Consider the following 20495-nt stretch of genomic DNA (forward strand, 5'->3'; position numbering starts at 1 on the left):
CCGCCCGCTATCGCGGAGGACAAACGGGGTGAACCGGCAAGCCAGCCAGACACTCACGACCGCTGAAGAATCGAGGTTCAAGAAGCGATGTCCCGCAATCGGTGCAGTCCGTCAATCGAACAGCACCTCTGTCTACATGCTGTCGAAACTGCTGTACATCTGCTTGTCGCAACTCGCGAACAAAGCCAACCGAGGAGGTCGAAGAACGAGTCGTCGCCTGGGTTGAACGTTCGCCGGTTCGGGTGCCTTACAGGTTGTTCACATATCGCGGGGATTCGCTCCGGCCGCTTTGCGAACGCTGACGCCCCATGTCCGGCTGACGCCCCGGTCACATCGGCTGACGTCATCGTGTACTCGGCGCTTCAGCATGCAGGTCGGATGCGCGTATGGCGGCCAGCGACCGTCTCTGGCCGCCGTCGGCGTCGAAGTTCCCGGGTGACAGCCACCCCTGAAACGCCATCTTCAGTTGCGGCCACTCGACGTCGGTGACGGAATACCATGCCGTGTCACGGTTCCTGCCCTTGTATACGAGCGCTTGGCGGAAGGTCCCCTCGTATGTGAAGCCCAGCCGCTCCGCTGCCTTGCGCGAGGGCGCGTTGAGGCTGTCGCACTTCCATTCGTAGCGCCGGTAGCCGAGTTCATCGAAGACGTAGGACATGAGCAGGAACTGCGCTTCGGTCGATACCGGAGTCTGCTTCAGCAGGGGTGAGAACATGACGTTTCCCACCTCGACGACACCATTGGACGGGTCCTGCCGCATCAGGGAAAGGGTGCCCACGGCAATGCCGCCGAGGTCGATGACGGCATAATGCAGTGGATCTTCTCCCTGCGCCACAGTTGCGACGTAGCGGTGGTAGTCGCCGTGACTGCCAAAGGGGCCGACCGTCATATACGTCCAGTCCCTGTCGTCCGACGCGAGGCGATAGGCGGAATAGAGATCGCCTGCGTGGCGATCGGCTTCCAGCGGTTCCAGTCGGCAGAAGGAGCCGTCGATGGTGACTCGGGCGGGCGCCGGGCGGGCGCTCCACTGGGCAAGCGGCCGACCAATGGCCTGGGCGTATTCGTTGAGGTGTGAGGACATTCTTCTCCTCCGGGCGTGTCGGTTGCTGTTGCGTATGGCGCCGCGTGGTGTGTCGGCTCCTGTTACGTTAGGTAGCGCGTGGCCCCTTGGTAAGGTCCACAATCCAGGCAGTCCATGGGTCCACGGATGGCTTGCGGGAGAGGAGACCGTCATGTCGGCAAGCAGCGAGGCCCTGGGGCCGCAGCTCGACTTTCTCCTTCAGACGCCGCTGATCCGCGAGCGCGGCGGTGAGTCCCTGCAGAGGCAGCTTCTGCACCGCATCCGTACCGCGATCCTCGACGGCCGACTGCCGCCCGGCTGCCGGCTGCCGGGCTCCCGCACCCTGGCCAGGGAACTCGGGGTGTCCCGCAACATCGTGACGCTCGTGTACGACGTCCTGGGCACCGAGGGCTACATCGATCTCAGCAGGCAGGGGACGCGAGTCGCCGCCCTCGCGCGGCCGAGGGCTCACGCCCGCGCCCGCCGGGATTCCGCCTCACCGACCTTGGCGCGGCGCAGCGACCGAATCCCAAAACCCGTCCTCGGGGCAGCCGGTCCCCTCGCCTTCGCGCCGGGAGTCCCCGCTCTGGCGCAGTTCCCCCGCGCGGCCTGGAAACGGTGCCTCGACCGGGCGCTGCAGCAGGCCGACGTAGGCGTCTTCGACTACGGCTCGCCCCAAGGAGAGCCGGCGTTGAGGACGGCCATCCTGCGCCATCTGGCCCTCGCACGCGGCGTGCACTGCGACGCGGAACAAGTCGTCATCACCGAGGGCGCGCAGGAGGCGCTCGCGTTGTGCGTCCAGCTGGTCACCGACCCCGGAGACACCGCCTGGATCGAGGACCCCGGCTACCGCGGCGGGCAGACCGCTCTGGCCTGCGGCGACCTGGACGTCATTGCCCTGCCGGTCGACGCGGAGGGCCTGCGGACCACCGAAACGGACTGGAAGATGCGCCCTCCGCGCCTCATCTACACCACTCCCTCCCACCAATTTCCGATGGGCTCGGTCCTCACGGCGTCCAGACGACTCGACCTGATCGAGAAAAGCCGCGATCACGGGGCCTGGATCATAGAGGACGACTACGACAGCGAATTCCGCCACAGCGCAGAACCCCTGGCCGCCATGCAGGGCATGACGCCGAACGCGCCCGTGTTCTACGTGGGGACCTTCAGCAAGACGCTGTTCCCCTCCCTGCGGCTGGGATTTCTCGTGCTGCCCGACGCGCTGGTCGACCGGGCCGCGCCGATCGTCGGCGAGATGCTGCGCGGCGGGCACCGCCACGAACAGCTGGCGCTCGCGCAGTTCATGGAGAGCGGCGAATACGGCAAACACCTCGGCCGCATGCGCCGCCTCTACCGCAGCCGCCGGGACGCACTCAAGGCAGCACTGGCCGAGCACCTGGATGTGCCGCACACCGTCACAGGCGGAGACAGCGGGATGCACCTCACCGTCCACCTGCCGGCTGCCTTCCCGGATCAATCCGTAGGCCGGGCCGCCCGAAAGAACCAGCTGGCACCCCTGCCGCTTTCCCAGTTCTCACTGCGCTCGCAGTCCTCCCACAACGGTCTCGTCCTGGGCTACGGCAACACACCGGAATCGTCATTCGCACCGGGCCTGCGGCGCCTTGTGCACGTGATCCGGACGTCAGGGAGCTTGGAGGCAAAGAAGTACGGATGAATCAGGTGTGATCCTCCTCGAAGGAGTTATTGATCCGAAACGGTAGGTGTTCTGGGTCGTTGATCCTTGTGTGAGTGAACTGGTGGGGGATGCAAGGCAGTTGTCGCCGTCGGCGCAGGAGGCTCTTCGGCTGCGGGCGGTGGCGGCGTTGGTGGCGGGCCGGACTCGTGAGGATGTCGCGGCGGTGTTCCAGGTCTCGCTCAAGGCGGTGGACAACTGGTGGGCGAAGTGGCTGGCCGGCGGATGTGAGGCACTCGTGGCCCAGCCGCGTGGGCAGCGAGTCGGCGAACACCAGGTTCTCGATACGGTCGAGCAGCGGGCGATCCGGCAGGCCGTACTGGATCACCGGCCCTGTGACCTGGGCCTGGCCGGGCAGCTGTGGACGCGCGCCGGGGTGGGAAGCCTGATCGCGAAGCTGTACCGGGTGCACCTGACCGCAGGTCAGGCGCATGCCCCCGGCAGCGGCGAGGTCGCCGGACGCTCCCCGGTCGACCGCGGCAAGCAAGGATTGAAACGCTCAGGTATGACGGACGGTTACGGAATCCCCCTGGGCCGGGTCCTGGCCGGGGCGAACCGACACGACTCGCCGCTGCTCGCCCCGACCCTGCCTGGCGGACCTGGGGCCACTGCCCGAGCACATCACCGTGAACCTGGACGCCGGCTACTACTGCGCCCCGACCTGCGCCCTGCTGGACGAGCGCGGAGTGCACGGCCGCATCGCGCACAAGGGAGAGAAGGCGCCCATCCAAGCGAGCCGACGGTGGCCGGTCGAACGCACCCACGCCTGCAGAAGGCCTTCCAGCGACTCGGCCGCTGCTACGAACGCCGCACCACCGTGATCGATGCCTTTTTCTGACGGGAGCGGGCTTGCCGGCCGGTGCCTGGTCCGGATCAGCGGCTGGCTCCGGGCGGCGGGCTTCAGAGCTGGTCGTAGATGGCGGCGAGCTGTCGTAGGACGTTGGTCGCGGTGCCCAGGGCAGTGGTGTCGTGGTGTGCGAGTGCGGCGTCCAGTGCCTGGGTCAGGGCGGCCTGGCGTTCGTGGTGGCGGCTTCGGCCTGCGTCGGTGAGAGCGACCAGTACCGATCGCTTGTCGTCGGCGGGGCGTTCGCGGGTGACGTAGCCGGCGGCGGCGAGGCCGTTGACCAGTTGGGTGGTGGCGGCGCCGGTGGTTTCGGTGGCGGCGGCGAGCCGGCCGATCGGTAGCGGGCCCGCCTCGGCCAGTACCCGCAGGGCGCGGGCGTGGGTGAGGGAGAGCGCGCCGGGGGTGCGGGTGGCGCGTCCGCGCAGGCGGGAGTCGGCGGCGCTGAGGCTGTAGGCGGCGCGGGCGAGTTGGTCGAGGGCTGCATCGCGGGTGGTGTCGGGCATCGGTGGGTCTCCGTGTCCCTGATCGGTGGGCGGGTTGACAACCAGTTTAGCTTAAGTACTTACTGAATAAGTACTTAGGCGTCGCTCGAGCGGGACGTCTACCACCCCCCTTCACCTGAGGACACCTGTCATGACTGTTCGTTCGACCGGCCAGAGCTGGGCCCTGGACATCGCCCTCGCCCAGGGCGGCTTCGACGCCCTGCACCCCCAGGCCAAGGGCACCCTGGAGCAGCTGGGCCACGACCACACCGACTTCGACAAGGTCTTCGACCTGGTCCAGAGCGGCGTGATGCTGCCCAAGGCCTGGGCCACCATCGCCGGGCAGGCCGAGGAGCGTGCCGCCCACCACGAGCGCGGGGGCTTCGCCCAGACCGCCGCCGACCTCTACGTGCGTGCCTCGGTGATGTGGGGCCGCGCGCAGTACTCGATCTTCGACGCCACCGACCCGCGCAAGCTCGCCTTCCGCGAGCACGCCAACCACTGCGTCGAGCGCCTGGGCGCACTGCGCGACAACCGGGTGCGCCGCGTCGTCCTCGACTTCGAGGGCAAGCAGATCTTCGCCCTCCTCCACCTGCCCGCCGGCGAGGTCCGCAACGCCCCCGCGGTGATCCTCGGCCCCGGGATGGACATGATCAAGGAGGACTACATCTACGCGGCCGAGCGGTACTACACCTCGCGCGGCATCGTGGCCCTGTCCATCGAGGGGCCGGGCCAGGGCGAGAGCCGGGCCAACGGGCTGACCGTCGACCTCACCAACTACGAGCGCGCCATCAGCCGCTACATCGACCACCTGGCCTCGCTCCCGGAGGTCGACGCGGCCCGGATCGCCATGTTCGGCATCTCCATGAGCGGCTACTGGGGCTCGCGCGCCGCCGCCACCGACCCGCGCCTGGCCGCGCTGGCCGCCTTCGAGGCCGTCACCGGCGACTTCACCACCATCTTCGAGCGCGCCCAGCCCACCTTCAAGAACAACTACATGTTCATGGCCGGCTACACCGACGAGGACGCCTTCGACACCGAGCTGGTCGCCCGCATGCCGCTGGGCGACCTGGTCCAGGAGATCACCTGCCCGGTCCTCTACGGCATCGGCGAGTTCGACGAACTCACCGTGCTGGAGCAGGCCCTGGCCAACTACGAGCGCGTCCGCGCACCCAAGGAGATGCGCGTCTACGAGAACGAGTTCCACCCGCTGGGCGGCACCGCCGCCGAGGTCTTCCGCTTCGGCGCCGAGTGGGTCGAACGCGCCCTGAACGGCGAGTTCGCCGAGCCCGGCCGCGACGTGCGCCACTACGTCCACAGCGACGGCCGCACCACCGACGGCACCGCCAACCCCACCTGGTGGCTCGGCACCACCCCCACCCAGATCACCGCCGCCAGCCAGGCGTAACGCCACGGCATCGATGAAACGTTCACCGGCAGGAGAGAGGGCCGACAAACAGTGGCCGCGCGCCTTCTCTACGTTGAACTGAAGCGACGCATCGCCGAACAGCACAGGGCGATCCGGATCACAGGCCGGCCCTTCGAACGGCAGGGCTGCGAATAGCTCCCAGAACGGTTCGGTCAGCCGCGATGGCAGGACAGGTACAGGTCTCGCTGGCAGTCACGGAGTGTCACAACTCCATGATCACTAGAGCCTGTGGCTGTTCTGCTCCCGGGGTGCTCCACCGCGCCTATCTGCGCGAGCTCTAAGGGCTGACGGGGGCGTCATGAGCGGCTGGTTGCCCGATATGTCCCGTGTCGTGTCGGGACTGGGCGTCGCGTGACGCTGCGGGGCGCCGGGTTCCACGGGCCCTAGGGTGGTGCGATGCTCTCCTCTGCGGCGTCGTCGGGGCGGTGGCCGACCGTCAGGTGAGGGCCGGCAGCTGGGCGGCCCGCTGCCAGGCGGTGGTGGATGTGATACCACCACAAGATCATGACCGAGGCGGCTACTCGGCGTCACTACCGACTACGGGCCAGAGTCGAAGACCATACAGACCCGCGGTGTAGCCCGTGGGTGCGATCGTCAGACCGTCTTCCAGCGTGCCGTTGCAGTACTCGGCGAGGCACCGCCGCCTACGAGGTCCATGTCATCCACGATGTCCTCGGTAACCCCGGTACATAATGTCCGGGACTTTGCCCTTGAAGTGGTGGTAGAGGGCAGCAGGAGCCACTCGACGCGCCGGGTGGTGGGTGGGGCGTTGTCGCAGCCCCGACCCGGCTGGGTGGTCACCGTGCCGTCATCGGCTTCGGTGCGCTGTGAGCGCGACGGTAGGCCAGGGGTGACAGGCCCAGGTATGTGTGGAAGTGCTTGCGCAGGGCGACGGGGTCGCCGAAGCCGCAGGCGGTGGCGATCCGTGCGACGGTCAGGTCGGTGGACTCCAGCAGCAGGCGCGCGTGCGCCAGCCGCCGCTGTGCCAGCCACTTCAGCGGGCTGCTGCCCACCTCGCTGCGGAACCGCCGGGTGAAGGTGCGCTCGCTCATGTGCGCGTGCCGGGCCATGTCCTGCAGTGTGACCGGCTCGGCCAGTCGGTCCAGCGCCCACTGCCGGGTCGCCGAAGTGGAACGGTCGGTGTCCTGTGGAACCGGGTGCTCGATGAACTGGGCCTGCCCGCCCTCGCGCCACGGCGCCACGACGCAGCGCCGCGCGGCGGCTGAGGCCACCGCCGCCCCGTGGTCCAGACGGATCAGGTGCAGGCACAGGTCGATGCCGGCCGCTCCGCCGGCGGACGTAAGGATGCGTCCGTTGTCGACGAACAATACGTCCGGATCGACCTCGACGTCGGGGAACAGCCGCGCCAGCGCGTCACACAGCGCCCAGTGCGTGGTGGCCCGCTGGCCGTCCAGTAGACCGGCCGCCGCGAGCAGGAAGGCCGAGGTGCACAGGCTGACGATGCGGGTTTGCAGCCCTATCCTCTCCAGCGCCGCGGCGAGTTCCCCGGGGAGCGCGCCGGTCGCGAGCAGCTGCTCGCTGGGCTCCTGCGTGGCCAGAACGACGGTGTCCGCGCTCTCCAGCACCGACTCGTCATGGTCGACGACGATCCGGTAGTCCTCGTGCGTGCGCACCGGCCGGCCGCCGAGGGAACAGGTGCTGACGGAGTACAGACGGGTCCCGTCCGGTTCACAGGCCTCGTTGAACACCCGGGCCGGGATGCCCAGGTCCAGCGGCTGGACTCCGTCGAGGGCGAGAACGACAACACGATGCGTCATGGCCGGAATGGTACGACAGATGTCCTCCCGGCCACTCACCCGCCTCTGCGGGCACACGCCACTGTTTCTTGTGCCGGGACCGCGGTCCCGGCACAAGAAACAGTGAGACGGACATGAGCGAGGACGACATGAGTGAGCACACGATGCGGGCAGTCACCATCAGCGAGTTCGGCGGAGCGCAGGTGCTGACCGTCGAGGAGGTCGCGCGCCCGGTGCCGCTGCCGACCGAGGTGCTGGTACGGGTGCACGCCGCCGGGATCAACCCGGTGGACTGGAAGACCCGCGAGGGCCAGGGCATGGCGGGGCTGCAGACGCTCCCGCTGATCCTGGGCTGGGACATCTCCGGTGTCGTCGAGGAGGTCGGCTTCGGCGTCACCACCCTGAAGGCCGGCGACGAGGTGTACGGCATGCCGTGGTTCCCGCGCGCCGCCGGCGGCTACGCCGAGTACGTCACCGCCCCGGCCCGCCAGTGGGCCCGCAAGCCGGCCACCCTCGACCACGTGCACGCGGCCGCCGTGCCGCTGGCGGCGCTGACCGCCTGGCAGACCGTGGTCGACACCGCCCACGTCCAGGCCGGCCAGCGCGTCCTGATCACGGCCGCCGCCGGCGGGGTGGGCCACTTCGCGGTCCAGTTCGCCCGGCACCTGGGCGCCCACGTGATCGCCACCGCCAGCGCCGCACGCCACCCCTGGCTCAAGGAACTCGGCGCCGACGAGACCATCGACTACACCACCACCCGCTTCGAGGACGTCGTCAAGGACGTCGACGTCGTCATCGACCTGGTGGGCGACGCCCACGACCAGACCGGCACCCGCTCGCTGAAGGTCCTGCGCCCGGGCGGCCTGCTGGTCGCCGTCCCGGCCGGTGTCTCCCCGGAACTGGCCCAGGCCGCCGAGGCAGCCGGCGTGCGGGTCACCCCGTACCTGGTCGAGCCGGACGGTCCCGCGCTGACCACGATCGCCGGCCTGATCGACGCCGGTGAGGTCGCCGTCGAGGTGGAGGAGACCTTCCCGCTGGAACAGGCCGGCACGGCCCACGCCCACGTCCAGGCCGGCCGCACCCGCGGCAAGGTCGTCCTCACCGTGACCGACTGACCATCCCTGCAAGCAGTCAGGAGCAGCACCGTGTACTACGAGATCCGCCGCTACCAGGCGCAGCCCGGACGCCGCGAGGAATGGGTGCGCTACATGGAGGACGTGGTCATCCCGTTCCAGGCCTCGCTGGGCATGGACGTGACCGCCTCCTTCGTCGACGCCGAGGACGAGGACGGCTACGTGTGGATCCGCCGGTTCGAGGACGAGGCCCAGAGCGAGGCCCTGTACGAGGCCGTGTACGAGCACGACCGCTGGAAGAACGAGATCGGCCCGGTCGTCTACGGCCTGCTGATCCCCGAGAAGTCCGTCGTCACCCGCGTGGTCCCCACCCCGGCCTCACCCCTGCGGTGACCTGGCCTGCGGCCCCTCCACCCGACGCGCACAGCACAGCAATAAACAAACATTCGCAGCCTAACGCGAATACAGGACCGTTTCTGTCCACTATTTCTTCTAGGCTGCGGCGTGCACGACTCCAGCACAGCCAAGGAAAATCCCATGGACTTCATCTCGATCCGCATCATCACCAGCGACGTAGCGCGCCTCGTCGACTTTTACGAGCGCGCCACAGGGGCGCAGGCGACGTGGGCCAACGAAGACTTCGCCGAACTCAAGACCGCGGGCGCCACCCTCGCGATCGGCAGCACCCGCACCGTCCCGCTGTTCGCCCCGGGCTCTGCCCGCCCGGCGGACAACCACAGCGTGATCACCGAGTTCCTGGTCGAAGACGTGGACAGCGTTTACAACAACCTGACCGGCTTCGTCACCGACTTCGTCATCAAGCCCACCACGATGCCCTGGGGCAACCGGTCGCTGCTGTTCCGCGACCCCGACGGCAACCTCGTCAACTTCTTCACCCCCGTCACCCCGGAGGCCATCGAAAAGTTCGCACGCTGACGCCACGCACAGCCGCTCACGCGGGAGCCCCGATATCCCAGGGCTCCCGGTGAACGCGGCCGCGAGTCCAGGAGCGCCACCAGCAGGGCACATCGGAACGCACCGCTGACCCCGAAGGACGTCTGAACCCCCGCGCAGTTATAGACGAGCAGTGAACTGCCCGTCAGGGCGTTTGTGTAGCCAGCCGCGGTCGGCGAGCTTGGCCATCTTCGCGTGCAGAGGTTCCAGCTTGCCACGCACCGAGGCGTCCAGACCCAGCCGCTCGCCGAACGCCCTGACCTGCACCGGGCCGCCGGCCTCCCGGACGATCGCCAGGATCTTGCGGTAGTCACCGGGCAGCGCGCCCTCGTCGGCCGTGTCGCTGCGGTGCGGGATGAGCAGGACTGCCCGCCCGGCCACCTTCGCCGATACCGGAGCGACAGCTCCGGCGTCGGCCTGGGCCTGCTCGGCCAGGCGGTTCAACACGCGTTCCGCGATCGCCAGTTCATCCCGCTCGGCCTGGACCTCCTGGAGCTGCTTGGTCAACTCCTCTGCGAGGGCGTCCAGTTCGCTCCGGCGGGCGCTGATCCACTGCCGCACCTGCATCCCCGCACCCTCCCGCGTTCTCACGGCGTGCCGACCTGCTCACGGATCGTAGGCGGAGGCCGGTCGTGGACGCAGCCGAACCCGGCATCCCGCCGGAGCCGGAACCGCCCGATGATCTACATCATGAGCATCGTCCGCCGACCGGCACGAGTACCCAACTCGACATTCACACCAGACCCGTGACCTGCGACTTCAAGATGCACACCGCTCACTGGTGGGCGAAGTGGCTTGTCGGCGGATGCGAGGCACTCGTGGCCCAGCCGCGTGGGCGGCGGGTCGGCGAACACCAGGTTCTCGATACGGTCGAGCAGCGGGCGATCCGGCAGGCCGTGCTGGATCACCGGCCCTGTGACCTGGGCCTGGCCGGGCAGCTGTGGACGCGCGCCGGGGTGGGAATCCTGATCGCGAAGCTGTACCGGGTGCACCTGACCGAGCAGGGGGTGGGCAAGTACTCAGGTTGGACTCGCGGAGTCCGGCGGTCTAAGCGCGTCGTCGTCCTGGGGATGGTCTCGAAGCACCAAATGCGCTAAGCCGTTCATCACCGTGCGAAACGATCACACCGCAGACGGAGAACAGCCTTCACCCCCCCGGCACGGTCCTGGCAGGAAGCGCATACTGCACGGTGTGGCGACCTACGACAGCATCGGCGCAACCTACGCAGACACCCGGCGACCGGGCCCCCGAATCGCCGCCAGGATCCATCAAGCACTCGGCGGGGCTGCCACCGTGATCAACGTAGGTGCCGGTACCGGCTCCTACGAACCGCCGCAAACCGTGCTCGCTGTTGAACCCAGCTCAGTGATGACCGCCCAGCGCCCGGCCGGATCCGCACCCGCCCTGGAAGCATCCGCTGAGTCGATCCCTCTCGCTGACGACTCGGCCGACGCGGCGATGGCCCTCCTGACCGTGCACCACTGGAGCGACCTGGAAGCCGGCATCGGCGAACTCCTCCGCAACGCCCGGGAGCGGATCGTCATCCTCACCTTCGACCCCGACATCAACCGCAGGTTCTGGCTGCTGGAGGAGTACCTGCCCGAAGCAGCCGCGTTCGACGACACACGAGCCGTCGCCGTCGAACGTCTGGTCAGACTGCTGGGAGGAGCCAGCATCGAATCCGTCCCCATCCCGCACGACTGCACCGACGGATTCCTCGCCGCCTTCTGGCGTCGGCCCGAGGCATACCTCGACCCGGGAGTACGGGCCGGCATCTCGCTGTTCGCCCAGACCGGCGACGAGGTCCTCCAGCCAGGCCTGGCCCGGCTGTCCGACGACCTGGCCTCAGGCCAGTGGCACCAGCACCACGCCGACCTGCTCGACCGCGAAACACTCGACGCGGGCTACCGGCTTCTCGTAGCCGACCTCATAGAACCAGGCGAACCGCCTGACTGCACGCTCAAGCCCGGAACGGCGTCTCCAAGGCGGGAAACGACCACCTTCGAGACGGGAAGCGATCTTCACAAGGCCGGGACGCCACAGCTCACCCCTACTCGTGAACACCCCATGGCCAGACCGGTGGGTGGCAGACAGCCGTCGACCAGGTAGGGCCGGGACTGGATCTTCTTCAGCTTCCGCTTGATCACGCGGGTGAGGTGCGTGAGGTCGGCGGCGGCGAAGTCGGCCAGGTGCCGCTTGAGGAGCGACCAGTTCCCCTCGGCCGGGTTCAGCTCTGGTGCGTAGGAGGGCATCTGGAAGGTCTGTAACCAGTCCTGGTGCTCCTCGGCGAAGTCGGCCAGCTCCTTGACCAGGTGCACGTTCAGGTTGTCCCAGCACCACACCACCGGGGTGCCGAGCTGCACGTGAGTCATGACGATCAGGTCGCGGTACTGGCGCCGGGAGAACGCCTTCGGCTCGCCCCGGCGCCCGTGCCAGATGTGCAGCTTGAAGAAGAACCGGGAGCGGTGTCCGGCGCGATAACAGACCACGCCGGCGATGTTGACCCGTCCCCGGTTGCGGCCGCGCACCCGCACCACCGGCCGGGCTCCGCGCGGTGCCCAGGTGTGTCCCTTCGGCGGCCTCAGCCCCTGGCCTGCCTCGTCCTCGAAGCAGATGTGGGCGCCCAGGTCCGCCGCGGTCCTTTTACCTGCGGCCACACCTCGGCCTTCCACATCTCGATCGCCTTGTCGTCGCGTTCGATCGCCCGCCGCAGGGGCACCTGTGCGAACCAGCCGTGCCGACGCAACAGCTTCCACACGCACTGGATCGTGTACCCGACGTGGAACATCCGCCCGATCAGCAGCTTGACCCGCTTCAACGTCCACCCCTGGAACTCGTCGTCCGAGCCGTGCGCGAGCGGGCCCCGCTTCAACTCCCGCTCCAGCCGCTCCCACTGCCGGGAGCTCAGCCGTTCCACCGAGCCCGGCCCCTTCGAGCGAAGGGCATCCGCACCGCCCTCCTCCCACTCCCGCCGCCAACGTCTCACCGACCGCGACGTCACCCGAAGCTCCCTCGCGACGGCCCCGGTCTTCTCACCACGAGCGAACCGGTCGGCCACCTCAAGACGCACCCGCTCCCGCTTTTCCTGCCCCTTGGGCGTCAGCCCGCCCCCATGCGCGTACCGCATGACGACGTCGTACCGCAACGATCAAGAACCGTCGCTGACCACCGGACTCCACGAGTTCAACCTGAGTAACCAGCTTGCCGAACTGCCGAGGGCTCAGCCCAGTGAACGGGGCCAACCAGGACGACTCCAACGCCGTGATCACACCAGCCACGGCGAGAGCATTTCAGTTGCTGCCGCCCTTCCCTGAGGCCGATCCTGTGTGCTCGGTCACCGAGGAGGACATGTGGGGCTCGTTCTGTTCCCAGGAAACGATGACACCGGCAGCCCGGACGTCTCCTGGTCCTACACCGGCTTCGGAGTGTTCCGGCGGTGGCTGGCACAGGCCGAGGGGTTCACACTGGACGAGATGCACGGCTTCGGCGGACAGCGCCCGTGGAACGACGTCTTCACCACCCTGGCACCACTCCTCAATCATCCCGACGATGACGGCCCCGACCTCACGCCAGCCCAGTGCGCCAAGATCCTGCCCCGCCTGCAGGAGATCGCCGACCAGCCTCAGGGCGGAAGCACCGACCCGCTGCTCCAACGGCACATAGACGACGCCCGCCAGTTGGTAGTCGTCCTGCAGCTCTGCATCGAGCAGGACGTCGACCTCCTCTTCGGCTGACACCTGCGGGCACTACCGGCTCGCTGCGACCAGCAGTTAGGGGACAACGCTCAACCTCATGCTTTCACGAAGTGGGTTGTCGGACTGGTGATCGCGTAAGCAGAGGGTCCTCTGACCAGCGGGAATGAGGACTGTCGAGGTCTTTCGACGTGGTCGGCTATTGAGCGCGTCATGCTTCTGAGCGTGCTTCCATCTCTCGGGAATACTGAGGGGCATGGAGCTACGTGGGGGCAAGGTGGTACTGCGGTCAGCGGCCGTCGGCGATGGGGAGGTCCTTGACAGGATCGTGCGGGAGCCGGAAGTCGCAGCGTGGTGGTCGCCCCCGGACGACTTCGAGGGCATGCTCGCCGTTGTCTTCGAGGGCGAGGTCATCGGAGCGATCCAGTTCGAGGAAGAAGCCGACCCCGAATTCCGGCATGCCAGCCTCGACATCTTCCTGACAGCGCGGCATCACGGGAAGGGACTCGGCACCGACGCCGTACGCACCCTGGCCCGGTGGCTGGTGCACGAACGCGGCCATCATCGGCTGACCATTGACCCGGCCGCGGCCAACACCACGGCGATACGCAGCTACGGCAAGGTCGGGTTCAAGCCCGTGGGGATCATGCGGGCCTACTGGCGCGACCACCGGACGGGTACCTGGCAGGACGGACTGCTTATGGATCTGCTTGCCGAGGAGCTGATCTGACCGGTCTGTGCGCCAGGTACACCGGGCGTGACGTGATGCGGGCCGCACAAGTTCTTCGAGTGTGCAGACGAAGTGGGCCCGTGCGACCTTGTCCCATGCTTCCTTCACCGGCATCTCCCGTGCACATCTCGGCGGTTTGATCGAGGAGTTGGCCCCGGCATGGCAGACGCGACGGGAGTCTGCGCTGTGGGAGCGACGCGGCGGAGACCGCCGGCACGCCGCCGGGGCCGGACGCAAGCACGAGCTGGTCTTCATCGACCGGATGCTGGTCACACTGGTCCACCTGCGCACCCAGCTCCCGCACGCCGCGCTCGCAGAGCTGTACGACGTAGGGCGTTCCACCGTCACCGAGGCCATCAGCGAGATCCGCCCGCTGCTAGCCGAGCGCGGCTTCGCCGTCCCCGACCGGCCCGGCCTGCGGCTGCGGACCCTGGCCGACGTGTTCGCCTACGCGGCCGCGGAGGGAATAAAGCTGCGGATCGACGGCACCGAGACCCAGGTCCGCCGCCCGAAGGCCCATCGGTCCGGCCGCTGCGCGTTCGTCTCCGGCAAGAAGAAGCAGAACACCATGAAGACCACCACGATCAGTGACCGCCAGGGCCGCACCCTGTGGTCCGGAGCCGACCGGCCCGGCCGGATGCACGATCAGACCGCGATGCGCACCGAGGGAATCGCCGAACAGCTCCGCCTGCACCCGACGGTGAAAGCCGAGGTTGACGAGGGCTACCGGGGTCTGGCCAACGAGTTCCCCGACCAGATCAGCGCCCCGCCGAAGAAGCCGAAGCACGATGCCCTACTGGGCGAGCGGTACGCCTGGCGTGAGCAGCGACGCCGCCAGTCCTCACGGCGGATCTGCGTCGGGCACGCCAACGCCGAGTACAAGCAGTGGCGCCCGCTGCAACGATTCCTCGGGCGCCGCGAGCACTATCCGGCTACCCATCGGGCCATTGCCGCCTTGGTCTCTGACCGCGCCGCCCGATGGGCCACCCGCCACAAGCCGAGCACCGAACTCGTACTCGTCAGCACGACGGCCTGCTGACTCACCCACCAGCCGAATCCCCAGGTCAGCACACCCGAACCTCAATAGCCGACAATGTCGTTTGTTCCCGCACCAGCCGAAGGCACTGCCCTGGTGAAGAGGTGTATCGAGTTTTACCCCCAGTGTCCGCAGGCGTTGACTCCGTTGCGGAATGCCCGGCGGTGCACGACTCGGGCAAGATCTTGCTGGATGTGTCGCTCGCCGTCAGCCCTGGGCGGAGACTGTCTGGCCGATGTCGCCATGTTGCGGACCGAGCCAGCCGTGCTCAGGCTGGCTGCCCTCCGACGCGACTGTCTCCCGTCTGATCGGCACGCTGGCCGTCGGCGGGAAGCAGGTTGTGGCCGGGCTCCGCACCGTCCGTGCCGAAGTACATGAGTATGCCTGACAGTTGGCTGGTGAAGGAGCGCCAGACGCGAGCCGTGCGCCCGCGTCCTGGACAAGAGGCTGTGCCTGGTTGTGGGTGAGGTTCAGGCGTCCGGCCAAGGGTTGATGCCGAGCGCACGCAGGCGGGCCTCTTCCCTGCGATGCACGAACCTGGGACGGGTGACCCCGCCCAGGAACCCCTCGTTGAAGGGATACGGTCGTTCTTCACTGAAGATCCGAAGCAGCAACTGGGCCATGCCGCAGTCGAACTCGATGAATGCCTCGCCGTCGAGACCGCCGGAGTCCCAGACGACGACAGGCCACTGATCAGGATCACTGCCGCGGGTGGACCAGCACAGGACGTCCTGGTTGGAATCCTCCCCCCAGCAGATCAGACTTCCCACTGCCGGCCAGGCCGGATACGGCGCCGACTCCTCCACCAGCCAGTCCTCGGACGGGATGAACCATGCGCCATAGGGTCCGTCACCCGGGGCGCCCTCGCTCTGGTGGGAGATGACGAGGTGGTCCTCGATCACGCCTGATCCGTAGATGGACATGAAGTCCCGGAAATCGGAGGGGAAATCGCAGCCCCACACCTCGCGCACCCGGCCCCAGTCGATGACTTCACCCGCACCGTCGTGCGGAGGCATCAGGGTCATCAGCTTGCGAATGTTCTCGTTCACTTTTCCTCCTCGATGCCGCGCAGGTTCACCCCTTCGCGGCACCCGACCGGGCGGGTCCGGCACGTCCTGCGACTAGCCTCCCACTTTCACGAGGCGGACTGTCCGAGACTTGATCAAAAGACAGGAAGTGCTCCTGACCTGCAACGATACGACTTGCTGTGGGTCCTGTTCTAGCTGCGGGGAAAGAAGTACTCCCAGGTGAAGAAGCGTATCGGGTCCTATCCGCGTGTCCGTGTGGAGGGCGGTAGTCGCGGGGTCGTCTCGCAGGCCGGAGCAGTGCTGCTGGTCGAGACGCTCCGCAAGATCGGTCTGGATACAGCGATATCGGCGGCGCTGATGCCGTGGTGCAAACCGTGAGCGGTGCACGATCCGGGCAAGATCCTGCTGGATGTCGCGCTCGCGGTGGCCCTTGGCGGAGACTGCCTGACCGATGTGGGCATACTGCGGGCCGAGCCAGCCGTGATCGGACCGGTGGCCTCCGACCCCACGGTCTCCCGGCTGATCAGCAAGCCGGCGGCGGGCGGACAGCGGGTCCTGGCAGCGCTGCGCACCGCCCGCGCTGAAGTACGCGCACGCGTATGGCGATTGGCCGGTGCAGCGGCGTCAGACGCGGGCGGACAGGTGATCATCGACATCGACGGTGTCCTCGTCCTGGCGCACTCCGAGAAACAGGACGCCGCCGCGACCTGGAAGAAGACGTTCGGGCACCACTCCCTGATGGGGTTCGTCGACCACGGCCGCGGCGGGTCCGACGAGCCGGTCGTGGGCATACTGCGGCCCGGCAACGCGGGCTCCAACACCGCCGCGGACCACATCGAGGCCACTAGGCTGGCCCTGGCCCAGCTACCCAAACGGCGCCGGCGCGGCCGGCAGACGCTGATCCGCACCGACTCCGGCGGCGGCACCCACGAGTTCGTCGCCTGGCTCGCCCAGTGTGGAAGGTGGCTGTCGTACTCGGTCGGGATGACCATCACCGACGCCATCCACCAGGCCGCCTTGAAGGTCCCGTCCTCGGCCTGGACACCGGCCGTGGAACCCGACGGCGACATCCGCGACGGCGCCTGGGTCGCCGAGCTCGCCGGCGACTGCCTGATGGGCTGGCCCAAAGGGCTGCGGCTGACCGTGCGGAAGGAACGGCCGCACCCTGGTGCCCAACTGCGCTTCACCGACGCCGACGGCATGCGGTTGACATGTTTCGCGACCAACACCGCGGGCGAGGCGATCGGCACCCTCGAACCGAGCCACCGGCAGCGGGCCCGGGCCGAGGACCGCATCCGCGCCGCCCGCGCCACCGGCCTGCGCAACCTCCCCCTCCACGACGCCGCACAGAACCAGATCTGGCTGGAGATCATCCAGATCGCCCTCGACCTGCTCGCCTGGATGCCCCTGCTCGCCCTGACCGGCAAGGCCCGCCTGTGGGAGCCCCGCCGCCTGCGGCTTCGGCTGTTCTTCACCGCTGCTCAGCTCGTCACCACCAGCCGCCGCCGTTCCCTCCGCCTCGCCAACCACTGGCCCTGGACCGACGTGATCCCCGAAGCCCTGGAACGGCTCCACGCTCTGCCGAACCCCGGCTGACCAGCAGCGTTCCGTCCCTGCGAGCAGCACCACCCCGACCGGAGCCGTGGAACCCGGCGCACACCCGACGCGGCAACCGGGTCGTCAGCCTGCCCAGACTCCGAAAACCCCGACCACACCACCGCAAAGGGACCGCCAGTGAGCTGACGGACCCTCATGAACGATCGAGGTTAGGGCCTGTCCGGCGGATCATCGCCTGCGGCAGGTGAGCCCGGGCAGTGATCCACCGGACGCGGCTGGGAAAGGGGGCGTCACGCCATGGAGAACTTGGCGACGTACTCGTCGAAGGGCTCGATGCCGACTTCCGCACGGAGTTCGTCCATGCGCTCGGGCTCTTCACAGGGCCACGGAACCGGTGACCCGTCCTTCACGCCGGCGATCTGAGTGCCGTAGACCTGCTTGCGGCCCTCATTGACCAGCGTGCGGTCGCGCAGAAAGGCCAGCTCGCGTGGGCTGGCCGAGCCTGCCGACACCGCTTGCTGCATCAACTGGAGGGCACGACGCTGAACGTCGAGCTGCCGGTCGGCGTGCTGAGCGATCAGCCATGCCGCGCGTGCGGCCTCCTCGCCGACCAGTTCCGCCGTCGGCCAGCCGTACTCCTCCATGATCTGGTCAAGCCGGTCACCGTGCCGTGCGGTCAGCCGTCGCCACGCCAACTGCTCGGCTGGGTCATCGCTGTTCGCGCGGACTGCGGACTGATGATCGGCCGCAGCCATGTCCGTGAGTTCCGCCGCCAGCGCGGCAACATCGTGCGCCACTCTCAACTCCCAGGTCAGAACCGTGCTTTGTGCCCGCAAGCCTAGAGGTGCAAAACGGATGTAAAGATCATTCCGGAGAACGGTGACGGGCGCCTCGCCACACAGGGATAATGGATTTACTCCCGGAGCCGGAGCCGGATCGCCGCGACGGTCACAGTGCCCTGGAAGACATAGGCACGCTTGTCGAACCTCGTGGCCACGGCCCGGAAGCTCTTGAGAGCGTTGATCGTCAGCTCGAATTCATTTCTGCGCTTGTAGACCGTCTTGTCGAAGCCCGCAGGTCGTCCGCCCTTGCTGCCGCGACGTTGAAGGGTTGGCCCGCTGGTTCCTCGGCTCGGGGATGGCGTGCTTGATCCGCCGTCTGCGCAGGTAGCGGCAGCTACGCCGGGAGGAATACACCTTGTCGCCGCCGAGATGGTCAGGTCGGGTGGGGGCCGTCCGCCACCGAGCCGGCCGACACGGATGCGTTCCATGACAGGGATGAGCTGCGGGGCGTCGCCCCACTGGCCCGGGGTGATCAGCAGAGCCAGAGGGCGGCGTCCGCCTTCTGCGGCAAGGTGAATCTTGCAGGTGAGGCCGCCCCGGGAGCGTCCGGGTCCCTCATCCGGGCGGTGCTGCCGGGGCGTGCATCTTTTCCCGGCGCCCGCGGTGGCTTCCTGCGTGCTCCGGCGGCGTGCTGGTGGGCCCGGCAAGTGGTGGAGTCCACGATCACCATGGACCAGTCGATGCGACCCTGGGCATCCGCGTCGGCCAGGACGGCCGCGAAGATCTTGTCCCGCGTGCCGTCCGCCGACCAGCGCCTGTGCCTCTCATACACGGTCTTCCACTTGCCGAACCGCGCAGGCAGATCCCGCCACGGCACCCCAGTCCGGTTCCGGTAAAGGATCCCGTTGATGATCCTGCGGTGACTGGCCCAACGCCCACCGCGCCGCCCTGATTTGGGCAGATGCGGCTTCAGTCGGGCCCATTCCTCGGTCGTGAGATCTCCCCGCCCCATGGACATGCCAACGCGCCGGGGCTGAAGAAGTCACATGATCCGCCGGACAGGCTCTAGTAGTGCTTCGTTACGTTGGGTGATCTCCGCTGGTGCTGGGTAGTTTCCGGGTATGCGGCTGGGGGAAGTGGAACGGCTCCGGGGTGAGTTAGCGGAGTTCGTTGCCGATGTGTTCGCTTCGGTGCCGCGGCGGGATCAGCGACGGTGGGGCGAGTGTTACCTGCGGGGCCTGATGCTGGACGGCCGGCGTAAGTCGGTCCAGCCGATGGCCGATCGGCTGCCGGACGGGAACATGCAGGCCCTGCAGCAGTTCGTGAATCAGTCGCCGTGGGATCCGCTGCCGGTCAGGCGGCGGATCGCCCAGCGGCTGTGCCAGGCCGTCCGGCCCGAGGTATGGGTGGTCGACGACGTGTCGTTCCCCAAGTGCGGCACCGCCTCGGTCGGGGTGGCCCGGCAGTACTGCGGAGCGTTGGGCAAGCGGGCCAACTGCCAGGTCGCGGTCAGCGTGCATGCCGCCACCGACGCCGCTTCCTGCCCGCTGGAGTGGGAGTTGTTCCTGCCCGAGGAATGGGCGCACGACGACCGGCGCAGGCGGCGGGCCGGGATACCCCAGGAGGTCGGGCATGCCTCCAAGACGCACCTGGCTCTGGGACTGCTGGACCGGCTGGCCGCGCAGCAACTTCAGGTGCCGGTGATCGTGGCCGATGCCGGTTACGGCCGCAGCGTCTCCTTCCGGCTCGCGCTGGAAGAGCGCGGCTGGTCCTATGTGATGGCCGTGGATTGCAAGGAGATCGCACGGCCGGTCACCGCCGAGCCGTATCAGCCCGCCTACGGCGGGCTCGGACCGCCCACCCTGCCCCGTTATCGCCAGGCGGCCCAGCCTCTGCCCCGGCTCGTCGACGATGCCACCGTATTCGAGGAGGTCACCTGGCGTCAGGGCAGCAAGGGCACGATGACCTCGCACTTCGCTGTGCTTCAGGTGCGGCCGTCGGGCAAGGAAGCCACCCGCACTGCTCAGGAACAGGCCGGAGGACGCAACCGGTGGGACGGCGTGCTGCCGTTGCGGACACTGCTGGTCGAACGGCCCGAAGAAGCCGACGAGCCGACCGGCTACTGGATGACCAACCTGCCCGCGACCACCCCGATCGCCGACCTGGTGCGGTGGGCGAAGATGCGCTGGCGGATCGAGCACGACTACCGCGAGCTCAAGCACGGCCTGGGACTGGACCACTTCGAGGGCCGCACCTGGCGCGGCTGGCACCACCACGTCACCCTCGTCACCGCCGCCCAGGCCTTTCTCACCCTCCGGCGGCTCGACCCAAAAGCCCCGATGCCGGCCTGACTCTCTACCAAGTCCTCGACGCACTCC

At 68.0% G+C, this 20495-nt stretch carries 18 protein-coding genes and 5 pseudogenes; 13 read left to right on the forward strand and 10 right to left on the reverse strand.

What is annotated here, in order from left to right:
- Nucleotides 1–343 precede the first annotated feature (343 nt).
- Complete coding sequence (locus LE548_RS41985; protein WP_225102325.1) at nucleotides 344–1081, reverse strand: GNAT family N-acetyltransferase; 738 nt, start codon at nucleotides 1079–1081, stop codon at nucleotides 344–346.
- Nucleotides 1082–1232: 151 nt separating this feature from the next.
- Here LE548_RS41985 and LE548_RS41990 point away from each other — a divergent pair, with 151 nt between their 5' ends.
- Nucleotides 1233–2735 carry a PLP-dependent aminotransferase family protein gene (locus tag LE548_RS41990; protein WP_225102326.1) on the forward strand — a complete coding sequence of 501 codons (1503 nt, stop codon included), beginning with the start codon at nucleotides 1233–1235 and terminating at the stop codon, nucleotides 2733–2735.
- 46 nt (nucleotides 2736–2781) lie between these two features.
- A pseudogene (locus LE548_RS46845) lies at nucleotides 2782–3588 on the forward strand (helix-turn-helix domain-containing protein); the annotation flags it as partial.
- Nucleotides 3589–3653: 65 nt separating this feature from the next.
- Here LE548_RS46845 and LE548_RS42005 read toward each other — a convergent pair.
- Nucleotides 3654–4100 carry a MarR family winged helix-turn-helix transcriptional regulator gene (locus LE548_RS42005; RefSeq protein ID WP_225102327.1) on the reverse strand — a complete coding sequence of 149 codons (447 nt, stop codon included), beginning with the start codon at nucleotides 4098–4100 and terminating at the stop codon, nucleotides 3654–3656.
- 130 nt (nucleotides 4101–4230) lie between these two features.
- Between LE548_RS42005 and LE548_RS42010 the strand changes: the two genes are divergently transcribed.
- Nucleotides 4231–5487 (forward strand): alpha/beta hydrolase, encoded by a 1257-nt coding sequence (locus tag LE548_RS42010; RefSeq protein ID WP_225102328.1) that lies wholly within the window; start codon nucleotides 4231–4233, stop codon nucleotides 5485–5487.
- 818 nt (nucleotides 5488–6305) lie between these two features.
- On the opposite strand, the gene LE548_RS42015 is transcribed toward LE548_RS42010, so the two are convergent.
- Nucleotides 6306–7286 carry a GlxA family transcriptional regulator gene (locus tag LE548_RS42015; protein ID WP_225102329.1) on the reverse strand — a complete coding sequence of 327 codons (981 nt, stop codon included), beginning with the start codon at nucleotides 7284–7286 and terminating at the stop codon, nucleotides 6306–6308.
- A 128-nt stretch (nucleotides 7287–7414) separates the two neighbouring features.
- On the opposite strand from LE548_RS42015, the gene LE548_RS42020 reads away from it, so the two are divergent.
- The 3 genes from LE548_RS42020 (at nucleotide 7415) to LE548_RS42030 (ending at nucleotide 9274) form a co-directional block, all read left to right on the forward strand.
- Complete coding sequence (locus tag LE548_RS42020) at nucleotides 7415–8380, forward strand: NADP-dependent oxidoreductase (RefSeq protein ID WP_225102347.1); 966 nt, start codon at nucleotides 7415–7417, stop codon at nucleotides 8378–8380.
- Nucleotides 8381–8410: 30 nt separating this feature from the next.
- The gene (locus tag LE548_RS42025) at nucleotides 8411–8731 is read left to right on the forward strand and encodes an NIPSNAP family protein (protein ID WP_225102330.1); all 321 of its coding nucleotides are present in this window, start codon (nucleotides 8411–8413) and stop codon (nucleotides 8729–8731) included.
- A gap of 144 nt (nucleotides 8732–8875) precedes the next feature.
- The gene (locus LE548_RS42030; protein ID WP_225102331.1) at nucleotides 8876–9274 is read left to right on the forward strand and encodes a glyoxalase/bleomycin resistance/extradiol dioxygenase family protein; all 399 of its coding nucleotides are present in this window, start codon (nucleotides 8876–8878) and stop codon (nucleotides 9272–9274) included.
- Nucleotides 9275–9412: 138 nt separating this feature from the next.
- Here the strand turns inward: LE548_RS42030 and LE548_RS42035 are convergent, their stop codons facing one another.
- Nucleotides 9413–9859 (reverse strand): hypothetical protein, encoded by a 447-nt coding sequence (locus LE548_RS42035; RefSeq protein WP_225102332.1) that lies wholly within the window; start codon nucleotides 9857–9859, stop codon nucleotides 9413–9415.
- A gap of 209 nt (nucleotides 9860–10068) precedes the next feature.
- On the opposite strand from LE548_RS42035, the pseudogene LE548_RS42040 reads away from it, so the two are divergent.
- Nucleotides 10069–10311: pseudogene (locus LE548_RS42040) on the forward strand (IS630 family transposase); the annotation flags it as partial.
- Nucleotides 10312–10585: 274 nt separating this feature from the next.
- Nucleotides 10586–11401, forward strand: a complete 816-nt coding sequence (locus tag LE548_RS42045; RefSeq protein ID WP_225102333.1) for a methyltransferase domain-containing protein — start codon at nucleotides 10586–10588, stop codon at nucleotides 11399–11401.
- Here the strand turns inward: LE548_RS42045 and LE548_RS42050 are convergent.
- From LE548_RS42050 to LE548_RS46280, 3 genes and pseudogenes are all read right to left on the reverse strand, one after another.
- Nucleotides 11314–11949 (reverse strand): transposase, encoded by a 636-nt coding sequence (locus LE548_RS42050; protein ID WP_225102334.1) that lies wholly within the window; start codon nucleotides 11947–11949, stop codon nucleotides 11314–11316. The genes LE548_RS42045 and LE548_RS42050 overlap by 88 nt on opposite strands.
- On the reverse strand, nucleotides 11874–12419 hold the full coding sequence (locus tag LE548_RS42055; protein WP_225102335.1) for a winged helix-turn-helix domain-containing protein: 546 nt from the start codon (nucleotides 12417–12419) through the stop codon (nucleotides 11874–11876). Before LE548_RS42055 ends, LE548_RS42050 begins: the two co-directional genes overlap by 76 nt.
- 64 nt (nucleotides 12420–12483) lie before the next feature.
- A pseudogene (locus tag LE548_RS46280) lies at nucleotides 12484–12570 on the reverse strand (IS5/IS1182 family transposase); the annotation flags it as partial.
- Nucleotides 12571–12642: 72 nt separating this feature from the next.
- Between LE548_RS46280 and LE548_RS42065 the strand changes: the two are divergent.
- The 3 genes from LE548_RS42065 to LE548_RS42075 all read left to right on the forward strand — a co-directional run bounded on the left by LE548_RS42065 (nucleotide 12643) and on the right by LE548_RS42075 (nucleotide 14753).
- A complete protein-coding gene (locus LE548_RS42065; protein ID WP_225102336.1) occupies nucleotides 12643–13026 on the forward strand; it encodes a hypothetical protein in 384 nt (127 codons plus the stop codon).
- 214 nt (nucleotides 13027–13240) lie between these two features.
- Entirely contained in the window at nucleotides 13241–13714 is a 474-nt protein-coding gene (aac(6'), locus tag LE548_RS42070; protein WP_225102337.1) for an aminoglycoside 6'-N-acetyltransferase, read from the forward strand.
- A gap of 88 nt (nucleotides 13715–13802) precedes the next feature.
- A complete protein-coding gene (locus LE548_RS42075) occupies nucleotides 13803–14753 on the forward strand; it encodes a transposase (protein WP_225102338.1) in 951 nt (316 codons plus the stop codon).
- A 467-nt stretch (nucleotides 14754–15220) separates the two neighbouring features.
- On the opposite strand, the gene LE548_RS42085 is transcribed toward LE548_RS42075, so the two are convergent.
- A complete protein-coding gene (locus tag LE548_RS42085; RefSeq protein ID WP_225102339.1) occupies nucleotides 15221–15799 on the reverse strand; it encodes an SMI1/KNR4 family protein in 579 nt (192 codons plus the stop codon).
- 198 nt (nucleotides 15800–15997) lie between these two features.
- Between LE548_RS42085 and LE548_RS42090 the strand changes: the two are divergent.
- Nucleotides 15998–17374: pseudogene (locus tag LE548_RS42090) on the forward strand (IS1380 family transposase).
- A gap of 251 nt (nucleotides 17375–17625) precedes the next feature.
- On the opposite strand, the gene LE548_RS42095 reads toward LE548_RS42090, so the two are convergent.
- Nucleotides 17626–18132 (reverse strand): DUF6624 domain-containing protein, encoded by a 507-nt coding sequence (locus LE548_RS42095; protein WP_225102340.1) that lies wholly within the window; start codon nucleotides 18130–18132, stop codon nucleotides 17626–17628.
- A 116-nt stretch (nucleotides 18133–18248) separates the two neighbouring features.
- Nucleotides 18249–19129 (reverse strand): annotated as a pseudogene (locus LE548_RS42100) (IS5 family transposase).
- A gap of 109 nt (nucleotides 19130–19238) precedes the next feature.
- Between LE548_RS42100 and LE548_RS42105 the strand changes: the two are divergent.
- Nucleotides 19239–20468, forward strand: a complete 1230-nt coding sequence (locus tag LE548_RS42105; protein WP_225102341.1) for an IS701 family transposase — start codon at nucleotides 19239–19241, stop codon at nucleotides 20466–20468.
- The last annotated feature ends 27 nt before the right edge of the window (nucleotides 20469–20495 follow it).

It is taken from the genome of Streptomyces sp. CoH27, from assembly GCF_020181035.1.
Classification (GTDB): Bacteria; Actinomycetota; Actinomycetes; order Streptomycetales; family Streptomycetaceae; genus Streptomyces; species Streptomyces camelliae.